Source organism: Saprospiraceae bacterium, assembly GCA_016715965.1.
Taxonomy (GTDB): domain Bacteria; phylum Bacteroidota; class Bacteroidia; order Chitinophagales; family Saprospiraceae; genus Vicinibacter.
In genome coordinates this window covers 1,893,211-1,907,523 of record JADJXG010000001.1, presented here as the reverse complement: position 1 = coordinate 1,907,523, position 14,313 = coordinate 1,893,211, and the positions used below count along the sequence as shown (strand labels likewise).

At 42.6% G+C, this 14,313-nt stretch carries 12 protein-coding genes and 1 pseudogene; 3 read left to right on the top strand and 10 right to left on the bottom strand.

Annotation, left to right across the window (positions count from 1 at the left end):
• The first annotated feature begins 148 nt into the window (after positions 1-148).
• Positions 149-988, top strand: coding sequence for a hypothetical protein (locus IPM48_07215; protein MBK9271370.1), 840 nt, complete (start codon positions 149-151; stop codon positions 986-988).
• A 33-nt stretch (positions 989-1,021) separates the two neighbouring features.
• On the opposite strand, the gene ettA is transcribed toward IPM48_07215, so the two are convergent.
• From ettA to IPM48_07190, 5 genes are all read right to left on the bottom strand, one after another.
• Positions 1,022-2,698 carry an energy-dependent translational throttle protein EttA gene (gene ettA, locus IPM48_07210; GenBank protein ID MBK9271369.1) on the bottom strand — a complete coding sequence of 559 codons (1,677 nt, stop codon included), beginning with the start codon at positions 2,696-2,698 and terminating at the stop codon, positions 1,022-1,024.
• A gap of 402 nt (positions 2,699-3,100) precedes the next feature.
• Complete coding sequence (locus tag IPM48_07205) at positions 3,101-3,574, bottom strand: hypothetical protein (protein MBK9271368.1); 474 nt, start codon at positions 3,572-3,574, stop codon at positions 3,101-3,103.
• Positions 3,567-4,733, bottom strand: coding sequence for a molecular chaperone DnaJ (dnaJ, locus tag IPM48_07200; protein ID MBK9271367.1), 1,167 nt, complete (start codon positions 4,731-4,733; stop codon positions 3,567-3,569). Before dnaJ ends, IPM48_07205 begins: the two co-directional genes overlap by 8 nt.
• Before the next feature lie 45 nt (positions 4,734-4,778).
• Entirely contained in the window at positions 4,779-5,345 is a 567-nt protein-coding gene (locus IPM48_07195) for a nucleotide exchange factor GrpE (protein MBK9271366.1), read from the bottom strand.
• 70 nt (positions 5,346-5,415) lie between these two features.
• Positions 5,416-5,940 (bottom strand): TlpA family protein disulfide reductase, encoded by a 525-nt coding sequence (locus IPM48_07190; GenBank protein ID MBK9271365.1) that lies wholly within the window; start codon positions 5,938-5,940, stop codon positions 5,416-5,418.
• 336 nt (positions 5,941-6,276) lie between these two features.
• On the opposite strand from IPM48_07190, the gene IPM48_07185 reads away from it, so the two are divergent.
• The gene (locus IPM48_07185; GenBank protein ID MBK9271364.1) at positions 6,277-6,960 is read left to right on the top strand and encodes a TIGR02117 family protein; all 684 of its coding nucleotides are present in this window, start codon (positions 6,277-6,279) and stop codon (positions 6,958-6,960) included.
• A gap of 613 nt (positions 6,961-7,573) precedes the next feature.
• Positions 7,574-8,746, top strand: coding sequence for a DNA polymerase IV (gene dinB / locus IPM48_07180; GenBank protein ID MBK9271363.1), 1,173 nt, complete (start codon positions 7,574-7,576; stop codon positions 8,744-8,746).
• A gap of 50 nt (positions 8,747-8,796) precedes the next feature.
• On the opposite strand, the gene IPM48_07175 is transcribed toward dinB, so the two are convergent.
• From IPM48_07175 to aroE, 5 genes and pseudogenes are all read right to left on the bottom strand, one after another.
• Positions 8,797-10,572, bottom strand: a complete 1,776-nt coding sequence (locus IPM48_07175) for a right-handed parallel beta-helix repeat-containing protein (protein MBK9271362.1) — start codon at positions 10,570-10,572, stop codon at positions 8,797-8,799.
• Between the two features lie 92 nt (positions 10,573-10,664).
• A complete protein-coding gene (rmuC, locus tag IPM48_07170) occupies positions 10,665-12,194 on the bottom strand; it encodes a DNA recombination protein RmuC (protein ID MBK9271361.1) in 1,530 nt (509 codons plus the stop codon).
• An 88-nt stretch (positions 12,195-12,282) separates the two neighbouring features.
• Positions 12,283-12,593 (bottom strand): annotated as a pseudogene (locus IPM48_07165) (Bro-N domain-containing protein).
• 138 nt (positions 12,594-12,731) lie between these two features.
• Positions 12,732-13,427 (bottom strand): NAD-dependent deacylase, encoded by a 696-nt coding sequence (locus IPM48_07160; protein MBK9271360.1) that lies wholly within the window; start codon positions 13,425-13,427, stop codon positions 12,732-12,734.
• Position 13,428: 1 nt separating this feature from the next.
• Positions 13,429-14,301, bottom strand: a complete 873-nt coding sequence (gene aroE, locus IPM48_07155; GenBank protein ID MBK9271359.1) for a shikimate dehydrogenase — start codon at positions 14,299-14,301, stop codon at positions 13,429-13,431.
• Positions 14,302-14,313 lie beyond the last annotated feature (12 nt).

Below are 14,313 nucleotides of genomic sequence, written 5' to 3'. Positions count from 1 at the left end.
CCAAGGCCTGTTAATAAATCAAATCGAATTCCTCAAATCAATGCGTCTCTTTTAATAACAGCTTAGTATGGGCACCAAAATTCTATAGACAAATATTTCTATTGCATAGTTCTTATCAAAAAATATTTATATTCATCCACAGAACCGTATGTTAGCCAATTACTACTTTTCAAAATGCGGCGAAAGAAACGTTCTTCTCAGCATCAGACCCAAATTCGATTGCTTTGAATACCGTCTTACAGTGGATCAGCAAATATGCGATACAAAACTGCGTGCTGGTGTTGGCACTTTTGAATTACAAGGTTTGGACCTAAAAATTCTGGTAGAGGTTGGATTTTTAAAAACAACAGCAACACTCGTTTGCAATGACGAAAAATGGCCCTTGCTGCCATCAAAGCCTTCCCAAATTCCACCTCCACTTTTAAAAAATTCCTTGACTGAAAAACGCAATCCAAGCTTTTCTATCTTCTTGTTTGCACTAAGCCTGATTGGCTCAGGTATAGTTCTTATGCTTGGTTTTCGGAACTCTGATGAATTTTTTCTCGATTTACTTCCCCTCGTACTTTTTCTTCCTGCTGGAAAAATGATTGCATCACAGCTCTTTACTTTGATTGGATTTGACAGAAAAAAAAACAGGGCCTTGTTGGCTTGGATCGTTTCCCTTTTTCTTTCCACTGGTTTGTGGTTTTTTCTGGATACTACCCTTCCTTTCAAGCAGAAGCAGCCCGGCAAATTGTCCGCCCTTTCTTCGGAGATCAAAACAAGCATTAGCAAGGTAGAGAGTCGTTTTGAAAAAAGACGAAAATGGTCCAATGCCAAAGAAACCTTTTTGCACCACTATGAATTTGAAATCAACGCTCAAAAATTTTCTGGAATTTTTAAAAGTCAGCTCAAACAATTTGAAGTTGGAGACAGCATTACCGTCCATTACAATACAGACCAGCCGGAAATCAATCAGCTTGATCCAATTCAATCAAAACAACAATAAAAGTCAAAGTGTATTCCAGGCAAGAACGGAATTCTAAATCCGCATCAGATTCTTGAATCTGGGTCTGTGCGGCGTAACATTGCCCAATCGCTGTTTCTTGTTTTCTTCGTAATCAGTAAAATTACCTTCAAAAAACACCACCTGGCCTTCGTCTTCAAAAGACAAAATATGGGTGGCGAGTCGGTCGATAAACCATCGGTCGTGAGAGATCACCAACACGCAACCTGCAAAATCGTCAATGGCTTCTTCCAGCGAACGCAATGTATTGACATCAATGTCATTGGTTGGTTCATCGAGCAATAAAACGTTGCCACCCTCCTTGAGGGTCATGGCCAAATGCAATCGGTTTCTCTCCCCTCCGGACAAAACACCCACTTTCTTGCTTTGATCCTGACCAGAAAAATTAAACTTACTCAAATAAGCCCTGGCATTGACTTCTGCATTACCCACCTTGATGATATCCAATCCTCCGGAAATAATATCGTAGATGGTTTTATCCGGCAGGAGATCATGATGGCTTTGATCAACATAAGCCAGTTTCACCGTTTCTCCGATGACAATATTTCCGCTGTCCGGTTTTTCCTGACCCATGATCATTCTAAATAGAGTGGACTTTCCTACGCCATTGGGGCCAATAATTCCCACAATGGCATTTTTTGGAATTTTAAAACCAACATTGTCATACAACAATCGGTCACCAAATCCTTTGGATACACCATTGACTTCAATGACGACATCGCCAAGTCTGGGACCCGGTGGTATAAACAAGTCTAGTTTGTTTTCCTTTTCGCGGGTTTCTTCACCTGCCATTTTCTCATACGCATTCAATCTGGCTTTGGATTTGGCCTGACGACCTTTCGGATTCATTCGCACCCATTCCAATTCTTTGTCGAGTGCTTTTTTGCGCTTGCTTTCCTGTTTTTCTTCATTGGCCAATCGGTTGGATTTTTGCTCCAGCCAGGAAGAGTAATTGCCCTGCCATGGAATTCCCTCGCCTCTGTCCAACTCAAGAATCCAACCAGCTACATTGTCCAGAAAATAACGGTCGTGCGTGACTGCAATGACCGTACCTGGAAACTTGCTGAGAAACTGCTCCAACCAAAGCACAGACTCTGCATCCAAATGGTTGGTGGGTTCATCCAGCAATAAGATATCCGGATTGCTGAGCAAAAGTCTGGCCAACGCCACCCTTCTTCGCTCTCCTCCCGAAAGCACTCTCACTTTGGTATCGCCTTCCGGACAACGCAAAGCATCCATCGCCACTTCCAACTTGTTGTCCAATTCCCAGGCACCCAGAATCTCCAGCTTTTCACCGACTTCACCCTGGCGTTCAATCAAGCGGTTCATTTCATCATCCTCCATTGGTTCGGCAAACTTCAGGTTGATCTCATCATATTCCCTGAGCAGATCGACAATCTCCTGAACACCTTCCTGGACAATTTCCTTGACCGTCTTGGACTCATCCAAGCTGGGCTCTTGTTCCAGAAAACCAATCTTGTAGTTGCCATCAAATTCGATTTTTCCCTGATAGTTTTTATCAATACCTGCTATCAGTTTGAGCAAGGTGGACTTACCGGATCCATTCAAACCCAGAACTCCAATTTTTGCTCCATAAAAAAAAGACAACCAAATGTCTTTTAATATCGTGCGGTTGGGAGGAATGATTTTGCTCACACCGCTCATCGAAAATATAATCTTATGGTCTGCCATACATTTTTGAATTAGGGCCGCAAAGGTAGTGAATAGTGATCAGCTTAAAGACATTCAAAGGGCCGCTTTTGAGAGGATTTTTAACTGATTGAATCATCCGTCCAGACCTTGAAAAAATCTCATGGGCAAAAAATGATGCACATTCATTAAACCCAGAATTGTCATTAGATTTTGTAATGAGAGCCAAAAGAGCAACAAAGGCAAGACTCCTCGAAAGAAATTCGCGCATGACTGACTGGTTCCGACATGGTCGGAAAGCGAGTGAACAATTTCACTCGCTAAGGAAGGAACCAAACAATACTTTGTTTGGTCATTTTATATTTCATTGAGCACGAATTTCGAGAAGAGGCTTGCATTTAAAGCTATTTTGGCTCGTAATAGAATTCTAATGACAATTCTGGGTTAAAGTTTGCTCTGTACAATCTCCAGACTGAGAGATTTCAATCCGGGAAGGCTATCCTGTCTTGAGTTTTGCTGCAATTTTAAAGAATACTCTCCCAATGAAGGAAAGCGGATTTTCTCATTCAATACCAGTGCTGCCCTGCAATGATTACCATAACAATCTCCAACAGGAATCCCATTTGTATGCAATAATTCCAACGAGAGAATTTGCTCTGCGTCCGCCTGGTTGGGGATGGAAGTGATCGCTTTGACATATACATTCTGATACTTTAAATCGATCGTGTGTTCCAATTTCAATAGGATGTCATACAGTAGGCTTGTGTCTTTGACATTCCATTTGAATTTTACCTCCTGATCGTAGGTCCATCCAATCGGATCAACGGTTATTTCTTCTTTGTACAAGGCATTTCTGCAAGAATTCGCAAAAACAATGGTCCACAGTAAAATGCTGACAAAAAAAAAGTTTCTACCCATGAAAAAACTCTTTCATGCGCTCAAAAAATCCCTTTTCTTCTGTGCCGGGATGTGGTTGAAAATTGGGCATCTGGCGCATTTTTTCCAACATGGACTTTTCTTCAGAAGTCAAATTTTTAGGAGTCCAGATATTGATGTGAATGAGTTGATCGCCTTTGTCATAACTCTGCACCGATGGGATACCCAAACCTTTCAGACGGAAGATTTTTCCACTTTGGGTGCCCGGTGGAAGTTTGATTTTGACTGGATTGTTGAGGGTGGGAACTTCAGCCTGATAGCCTAGTGCTGCATCGGCGAAATTGACATACAGATCATAATGAATGTTCATGCCATCCCTTGAGAAAGATTCATGGGGTTTTTGCTCGATACTGATCAGCAAATCTCCTGCAGGGCCTCCATTGGATCCCGCATTCCCTTTTCCACGCATCGACAATTGCATATTGTCCTCCACGCCTGCTGGAATTTGGATTTCGATGGTCTCCTCACCCATTTCCACACCGCTTCCACGACATGAAGTGCAATTGTTGGCTATTTGCTGCCCGGATCCATTGCAAGTTGGACAGGTAGTCGTGGTCTGCATCTGACCCAGGAAGGTACTTCGAACCTGGCGGACATAACCGGAGCCATTGCAGGTACCACAGGTTTTGACCGATTTGGCGTCTTTGGCACCGGAGCCACTGCAGATTTTGCAAGCAACCTGCTTCTTTACTTTAATCTTCTTGCTGATGCCGGTGGCAATTTCCTCAAGGGTCAGGGACACCTTGATCCGGATATTGCTTCCCTTCTGGCCTCCGGATGTTCGGCTCGACCTGCCTCTGCCACCAAAAAAGGATTCAAATGGACTTCCACCGCTCTCCCCGAAGATATCTCCAAAGTGCTCAAAAATATCGTCCATGGTCATTCCGCCCTGTCCTCCGAAACCTCCGGACTGAGGGTCAACGCCTGCATGACCATACCTGTCATACCTCGCTTTTTTATCCGGATTGCTCAATACTTCATAGGCTTCAGCTGCTTCTTTAAATTTTTCTTCAGCCGCCTTGTCACCCGGATTTTTGTCTGGGTGGTACTGCATGGCCAACTTTCGATAGGCTTTCTTGATGACCTCATCGTTGGCACTTTTGCTGACACCCAGCACCTCGTAATAATCTCTTTTTGCCATATTTGCACTTCGGGAATTCATCTTCCTCCCTTTTTGTGTGTAATTTTATTTTCCCACAACCACCTTCGCAAAACGAAGGATTTTATCGTGAATTTTATAACCTTTTTCTACGGTGTCGATGATCTTACCCTTCATGGATTCATCCGGAGCAGGAATCTCCGTTATGGCTTCGTGATCATTGGCATCGAATTCTTTGCCATTGCTTTCCATGGCTTCCACACCTTTTGATTTTAAAACCCCCATCAGTTTTTGGTAAACCAATCTGATACCCTCTGGAAAAATCGCCTCATCGCCCTGGTCTTCAGCCAATTTCCTGGCCCTTTCCAAATCGTCCACCACAGGCAAAATTTCAAACAATACCTCCTTTGAAGCCGTGTGGATCAAATCCAGTTTTTCACGGACCGTCCTCCGCTTGTAATTGTCAAATTCGGCATACAACCTCAGAAATTTGTCTTTTTGCTCCGTTAGCTCTGCTTTCATCTTAGAGATTTCATCGTTAGAATTGTTTTCAATGGAAGCTACATCAATGATCAACTGATCAGAATCCTGATCCATCGTCAAATTGTCATCTATTGGCTGATCTTCTGTCACTTTATTGTCTTCTGGCTGCATCATATCTTCTAATTAACAATCTCCATCAAATGCGCAATATACTTGCCATTCTGAGTTTTCAGTCAAAATGTCAGTTTTTTAAAATGTCTTTGGCCAGATAGTCATCCAGCTCTTTAATGTCCGGGTCTGCCAAAATGATTCTGCCGTCAGGACCGATCAGGTACTTCATGGGGATGCTTTTTATACCAAATAAGCGGGCGACATTACCGTTCATGGATTGATCTTCCAAAATATGCTCAGACCAGGCAAGTCCATCCTTCTGAATGGCTGATTTGACAGACTCAGGTTGGTTGTCCAGAGCCACACTCACAAAACGGATACCCTTGGCAGACTTGAAAACCTGATCCTTATAGCGGGCATATAGCAAGGAAAGAATTGGATTTTCAGCCCGGCAGGGAGCACACCAGCTACCCCAAAAATCAATCAGCAGATAATGCCCTGTAAAATCTTTAAGCCGGAGACTGTCACCTTCCATGGACACCGTTGCAAAATCAGGCGCCACTTGTCCAAACACCAGCATTGGCTTAAAATAAAAGTATCGAACCAAAAAAATTAATATGGCAATGGCCGCAAGGGTGATGAAGGAATTTTTCAAAATCTGATGAATATTGTGCTAATAAAATTGAAAAAGTGTCTAAAGGTTGAATGAATGGTGATTTAAAGTTTGAACAATGGACAAAATTCCGAATAGTATGGCGGGTACCGGTATAAGATCTAATGAATAAGTCAATCTAAGAACAAGATACAAACAATAAACTCTGTCAAATACTTGAGCATCTGATACAATTTTTTTTGCTTCCTGTTAAAATCGAATACATTTGTAAATGAATGGAAAAATGTGCAATGGGCTGGAATTATTTATTCCTTGACTTCATGGGAAATCATCAGATCAAAAATCATTTCAGACTGATTGTAGATAAATGTTTTAGCAATGAACTTTAGGCGTATTACAAAAGGTCTAAAAATATTTGTATTGTCTTTGGTTGGCTTTATCTTGATGTACCTTGCCTTGGCTTTTGCCCTTTCGCGAATAGCGGTCAATGAAGATGTAAAACCAGAAGATGATCTCACGATTTATATCTTGTCCAACGGAGTTCACACCGACATTGTAGTGCCAGTTAAAACAGCCGCAATGGACTGGACCCAATGGGTTAAATTCGAACACACCAAAGCAAAGGACACGAGCGTACAATACGTGGCCTTTGGTTGGGGTGACAAAGGTTTTTACCTTGAGACACCCACCTGGGCGGAGCTGAAGTGGAGTGTGGCTTTTAAGGCTGCATTTGCATTGAGCACTTCTGCCATTCACGCCAGCTTTTATCATCACTTGGAAGAAAGTGAAAATTGCAAAAGGATCCGAATCAGCGAGAAGCAATACCTACAACTTGTCCGGTACATTCAAAAAAGCTTCAAAACAGACCAGTCCGGGCAATCCATTCACATTGGCACTGACGCAAATTATAACATGCACGATGCCTTCTACGAAGCAGTAGGTCGCTATCATTTATTCAAGACCTGTAACACCTGGGCCAACAACGCATTAAAATCCTGCGGCCAAAAAGCCAGTCTTTGGACGGCATTTGACAGTGGGATTTTTTATCATTACGGGGAGTGAGCGTTCTAGATTTCTTTATTGTGTTATACTCAAGTAGGCCCAATCATTGCATATCTATGGTAATCGTTTCTATTTTATGAATTCCTTTTTAAAAGACATTTTTTCCTCCTGAGAATTAGTAAAAAGTGATCGCCCGGGATTGCGGCTTTCCCGGTTGTTTGACTCCATTTCTTTTCGTGCAGTTTTTTGCTGACTTTTGCATTTTTGCTTTACCCATTTTCCTTCTCTCGTTCCGCAATCCGGCGGGTTGAAAGTGCAGCCAAAGCAGTATCAATCCATTCTGTCTCACTCATCTGATCTCCTAAATTTTGAGATTTTAAGCTTTCTAATGGTTTGTGTTGTCCTGTTCTTCAATCAGTCCATTCATTGTGAATTTTATGCTGTGTTCAAATCGAAATCGCAACTTTTAATTTTCCGATAAATCAAGCCATCTTCTTTTTAGCCATTATCCGCTCTATGCATCAGAACCGCGAATCAGGGAACCCCCTCACTCTATGAGTAGGAGCATAAATGCAAGCCGGACGAGCATGGGAGATATTATGTCGATATATTCGTCCATCTATGCCGATTAATTATTACCTTTGCCATGGCTTGCCTTTTTTAAGAAAACAGCATGTACGACAGGGCAATACTTCATCTGGATCTGGATTCCTTCTTTGTATCTGTAGAGTGTTTGAAAAACAGCGCTTTGCGGGGAAAACCCCTCATTGTAGGCGGGACGAGCAACCGCGGGGTGGTGGCGGCCTGCAGCTATGAGGCCCGTGCCTTTGGGGTGCACTCCGCCATGCCCATGAAAATGGCCCTGAGGCTCTGTCCCCAGGCCCTGGTACTCAGGGGCGATATGGACAGCTACAGCCATTATTCGGGCCTGGTCACAGAGATCATCGAAAGCGAAGCCCCTGTGTTTGAGAAGGCCTCCATCGATGAGTTTTATCTGGACCTCAGCGGCATGGACCGTTACTTTGGCTGTATGAAGTGGTCTGCTGAACTAAGGCAGAAGATCACCCGCGAGAGTGGACTGCCCATCTCCTTTGGGCTTTCGGTCAACAAACTGGTGTCCAAGATAGGCACCGGAGAAGCCAAGCCCAATGGCACCCGTGAGGTCCCCGCCGGTACGGAAAAGGGGTTTATCGCCCCCCTGTCCACCGCCAAGATCCCCGGTTTGGGCAAGGAGACTTACAAGAAGCTCAGCTTTATGGGGGTGCGCACCATTCAGCTGCTCAGCGAAATACCCATCAAATTGCTGGAGCGACAGTTTGGAGAGAATGGCCGCAGTCTGTGGATGCACGCCAACGCGATCGACAGCCGTCCTGTCATCCCTTACCATGAAGCCAAATCAATCTCCAAAGAGCGCACCTTCGAACAGGATACCCTGGATCTGGGTCGCATCCGCACCATGCTCCTCGACATGACTGAAAAACTCGCTTTCGAGCTTCGCGACAGCGGCAAACTCTGCTCCGTGGTCACCGTCAAAATCCGCTATGCCGACTTCAACACCTTCACCCGTCAACAAAAAATATCTTATACCTCTCTCGATCGGCAACTCTGGCCAATGGTCTGGCAGCTTTTCGAAAAAGTCTACGAGCGCCGTCAACTCATCCGCCTCATCGGCGTCAAATTCAGCGGCCTGATCTATGGCAGCCCCCAGCTGGATCTCTTTGAAGATACCGGCGAACAAATCTCCCTGATGCGACAAATCGACCACATCCGTCATCGCTGGGGTTATGAAGCGCTTAAGCGCGGAGTGATGGTGAAACCGGAGAAGAAGATTTTAACAGGAGAATAGACGAGGAGGTGTTAAATTATTTAAACACAAAACTCATCATTCACCTTCTTCTATTTCACAAAACCAATTCTTCCAATCCTCTTATGATCTGATAAGTGATACAACAAATAAAAACCAGATGGAAGATCTTTCACATTTATTTCAGTCAACTCATCCTCAGCATCAAATGAGATTAACTCCTGTCCTACCATATTGCAGATGATGATTTTTTGAAGGGAATTTCCCGGATGAAATACCTGGAGTCTGTCTTGCACCGGATTGGGAGCAATCCAAACTGCTGCATCTGATTCTGAACCTTGATCGGAAGAAGAAACACAACAAAATTCATAGGGACCTATATCCCAGGCCGTTCCGCCAATTCCATCACCGTCCAAGGGTCTTTGTCTTTGATCAAAGTCAAAATCCACCAGACCCGACAGATCTGCTCCGCGATCGATCGCCAGCAAACTGGTGGGGCTTGGCCGAAAATCAGTTCCGGGATTTACAAAATGCGGATCGCCCTGCTGGCCGTGTATTTCCATATTGGGGTACTGGTTTTTGAAATGACTTAGTGTTTTGAAAGAGGTATTTCCCAAGGTAATAATGTTTTCGCTTCCGACAGGAAAATGGTAAAGATTGTGATCCAATGCGATGCCGTTGAATCCGCTGGCAGAATTAAACAGGAGCAGGGAGTGATTATTGCTCGCTGTCGTTTTGTAAAAAATATTATTTCGCACTTGCAAATTGATTGGGTTTACAGCCTGGCATAAAAATAAAGTGGGAAGGCTGCCACCCGAGTGCAGCAGATTATTGTAAATAAAAATATCTTTTACCGGACCATTGTTTGAGATGTGGATCATGGCAGGAAAAATATTATTTCTTACGATGACATTTTCCGTAAGCTGGGTTTGGTTTCCTGACTCAGAAGCAATCCGCAATCCCTGAGGTGCATTATAGACCCAATTGCCTTCAATAATGGCGTTGCGCAACCCACCAGCTTCATCACCACCCAAATGGATGGTATGGATGCGTGTGTCGTGGATGATATTATTTCTCACGATCAGATGGTTGGTTGTTCTGAGTTTGAGTCCATCATCGGCATTCTTAATTTCGTTGCCCTCAATGGTGATGCTGTCCGTCTGACTGATATACATGCTGTGCACAAATACGCTACCGCTTCCGTTATTGTCCAGGACATTGTTGCGAAAGACGACATTTCTCGCAGAGCAAAAAATACCCTGACCTGTGTTGTTATTGCCGTTATTGCTGAGTACGCAATTTTGCACAATGATGTCGCGGTCGTATAAGATCATGCCGTTGCTGCAATTTTTGACATGCAAACCATCCAGAATGATATGATGAGGTTTGTTGGGATACCAGCCTTCACCTACCCATATTCCAGTAGGACGGTTGTTGGTGGCTCTGGTATTGATTTCGAGATCTTTGATGTGCAGATAGGAACTTGGCTGATCGTCAAATCCCCGGATGGTGAATACATTACCCTGTCCATCAAAATAGAGGATGGGCAAATTGCCCGTTCCGTAAGCTCCAATAAACAAATTAACCTGTGGGTTGCCATGCGCATGATTGGTCACAAATCCGCTGGTGGAGGTCCAGGAATCACCCTTTCTCAACCATACGCTGTCACCGGCTCCCGCAGTATTATTGATCAATTGTTGAAACGCCTGTACGCTGCTTTTAGGGCCGTCGGTCCGGGATGCATTGGGTACTGGCAAACGACCAGACCAGCCATCGTTTCCGAGACTCGATGAAATATAATAGTGGATGCAATCTGCCTTATAAGAGAAAGAGATCCAGAATGCCAGGAACAAGATAGATTTTTTCATGGAGGACAAATTTAATCATTTTTTTTTGAGCCTTACAAAAAGGAACTCTTCTTTACTATATGCCAAGATCCCATAGATCCATTTATTGTTGCTTACTGGTCTTCCAAATTTTGTAAAGATGAATTGATTCTCTCTTCGTCACTGTAATTATCCAAGATCAGTTTTGTTTCATTACCGGGCAATTCCTGTACATTGCGCAGCTTTCTTTCTATGGCCCTTGTTCTGACACCAGCTGAGTCTATGACATTTGATGCCTCGTCCAGTTTTTTCTTGGTTTTTTCAAGGATGGTACCAAATTGTCCAAACTCTGTCTTTACAGCGCCCAATAAATCCCATACCTCACTGCTTCGTTTTTCGATGGCCAATGTTCTAAATCCCATTTGCAAACTATTCAGCAATGCGCTCAAGGTTGTTGGACCGGTGATGGTGATTTTATAATCTTTTTGCAATTGTTCAAAAAGTCCGGGAACCCTCAATACTTCACCAAACAAACTTTCGTAGGGCAAAAACATAATGCCATATTCTGTGGTATTGGGTGGGTCTATGTATTTTTCCTTGATGTCCTTCGCGTTTTTCTTGATTCCGTTGATAAATGCTTTTCGGTATTCATCAATTTTTTCCAGATCCCCTTTTTCGTAAGCATCCACAAGTGCTTCATAATCTTCTTTTGGAAATTTGGAATCAATGGGAAGCCAAAGTGTTTTTTCTAAATTGTTGCCGTGGGGCATTTTTATGGCAAACTCTACCACTGCACCGCTACCCACTTTGGTTTTTACATTCTTTTCGTATTGCTCGTTGGTCAGCAAATCTTCGATGATGTTTTGCAACTGATATTCGCCCAAAACACCTCTTGATTTTACATTGCTCATGACCTTTTTCAAATCCCCCACACTGACCGCCAGGGTTTGCATTTCACCCAATCCTTTGTGGACTGCTTCCAATCGGTCGCTGACTTGTTTAAAAGATTCACCAAGGCGTTTTTCCAAAGTTTCGTTGAGTTTTTCATCCACTGTTTTTCTCATTTCTTCCAACTTCTTCTCGTTGCCTTCCTGCATGGTTTTGACGGAATTCTCGAGTGAATTTTTTAAATCTGCAATCTTCTCACTATTGGCCAAATTCTGGACATTTTGATTTTTTGTAAAATCTGAGAACTGCTCTCTCATTCTCTCCTTGTAATCTTGCAAAGCGTCGTTTAGTTCCTTCTTAAATGCCTCCAAATTATTTTTGAGTTCTGTTCTGCTCTCTTTGTTATTTGTTTCAATGCTTTTCTGAAAGTCCACCAATTTTTCTTCAAAGGTTTTGCGGATGGCTTCTAACTTTTCTTCGTTGGATTTGGTAAGGTTACCAAGTTGGTCTGAAAATGTTTGTGTGAATTTATTCAGCTGATTGCCAATTTCTGTTCTTAAACCTGTTGCTGTTTCTGCACTTTCTTTACGGTTGATGACAAACTCATCTTTTAAATTTTTTTCGGTGTCCTTCAGATTTGTTGTAAGGGTTTGGATAGAAGACTTAAGTTCGGCTAATTCGGTACCAGTTTGCTTTTTACCAGCATTGTAAGAAAGCAGGATATTTATGATGATAAGAATTACCAGAATGGCGAGTATTATGTAAATGAGTTCCATTTTTATTGATCTGTTTTTTTTATTTTATTGGATGGAGGTAGAAAGTTTTCATTGGTGATTACATTCTTTCATATCCAACTTTAGCTAGTCATTGTTTAAATGGCTCTGCCTTTGGTGAAGGAATTGATTGAATAATTCGAAGCAATGATTGATTGTCTGCAACATCTGTTTCCCTTAATTTTCCGTCAGATGCTTTCATTTTCAACCGTCGACATATTGTCGACAGTTCAAGCCCATCTTCGGTTTTAACTCTCTTTTTCATTTTAAACCAATAATCTCTTGGATTTGAACTATCCGTTAATATTTCTACAACATCTATCACTAAAAAAAGCCATGTTTCCGTTTTTCATCCCAGTGAGTTCGAACTTGTTTACTTTCAAATAATTTAATGTTGCTCATGATATAGGTAAAATGATTAATTGAAAATGAAAGGGTTTATAGAGATGCGAAGTTAATGGAACTATGTGATAATTCATATGGATGGATGTAAATATTAATGGGGTTTGTTTCAGTTATTAGAATTCATATCCACAAAATTTAAGGGGTCAAATCTGATATTAATTGTTCCACTCCTTCGGTCGCCAAAAGATTCCAAATTTTCAAATGGGCCATTCTCCTTAGTTCAAAGTTTACTGCAGGGTTTTTATCAATGTAATACACCGGAATCCCTGGATCTGCATAGGACATCAGGCCGGCTGCCGGATAAACTTGAAGAGAGCTCCCTATAATCACCAAAACATCCGCAGCCGCACAGAGCTCTGCTGCTTTTTCCAGCAAGGGTACATTTTCCCCAAACCAAACAATATGCGGTCTCAGCTGAGCTCCCCTTTCACAAACATCTCCGAGAACAAGGTCTCCCGACCAATCATACACCAAATGGGGGTAAAGAGTACTCCTCACCTTTAACAACTCTCCATGCAGGTGCAAAACATGCTGACTTCCTGCGCGCTCATGCAAATCATCTACATTTTGTGTGATAATTTGAACCTCATGACTTGATTCCAGTGTCACCAATCCCTTGTGCGCTGAATTTGGTTCTGCCAGGAGCAGCTGTCTCCTCCTTTGGTTGTAAAAATCAAGCACCAACTCGGGATTTCTGTGCCATCCCTGTGGCGAAGCCACCTCCATGACATCGTGACCTTCCCACAATCCATCCGCATCTCTGAAGGTCTTAATTCCACTTTCAGCACTCATGCCGGCTCCGGTCAATATCACCAATCTGGGTTTCTTCATTTTATGGTTGTTCTTTTTGAAATTGATTCCAAATCTTCTCGCTTAGCTCTGCCTGAATGCAAAGCATTTCGTATCCGTTCTGGATAAAGGCACCCATGGCCTCGGCCTTTTCAAGAAAAATTGATTTGGAGGGGTTGTACACCAGATCATAAACATAACATTGCTGATTCAAACGATGATATGGAATATCCGGAAAGGAATGTGTGGCCGGAAACATGCCAAGGGGCGTGGTATTCACAATCAGCTGAAAATCAGAAGACCAATTTTGTCGGATAAAGGAATAATTGATCCTGGTGGTTCGTGAAACCAAAAGTGCTGGAACAGCGAGTTGTCTCAATGCCCAACAGACTGCTTTGGATGCTCCTCCTGATCCCAATACAAGCGCTTGTGTAGGTTTTCTATCCATTATTTTAGCTTCAAGACTTTCCTTAAATGCAGGTCCATCTGTATTATAGCCCACCCAATGCTGATCCTGACGACAAACGCAATTGACCGCACCAATATCTCTTGCAACAGGGTCCAATTGATCCAACAAGGTAAGAATGGCTTCTTTATAAGGTATGGTCACATTAAATCCCTGCAAATCTGACTGTCTCCATAAAAATTCCTCCAGCAACTCTTCTTTCTCAATCTCAAACAGATGGTAGGATTTGTCCAAATTTTGCTCCTTTGACCATTTACTTTCAAAATATTTCTTTGAAAATGAATGTTTTAGACTTTTTCCAACCAAACCGTATTTCAACATATCAACCAAGGATGAAATACCAACAACAGATTGGCCCGTTTGATAATTAAAATCGTTGGTTTTATCCTTGTACAAATGGATTTTGTCTAAATTGGTATGTTTTTTATTACGAAATCCTTCGTAGTTCAAAAATACGCATTA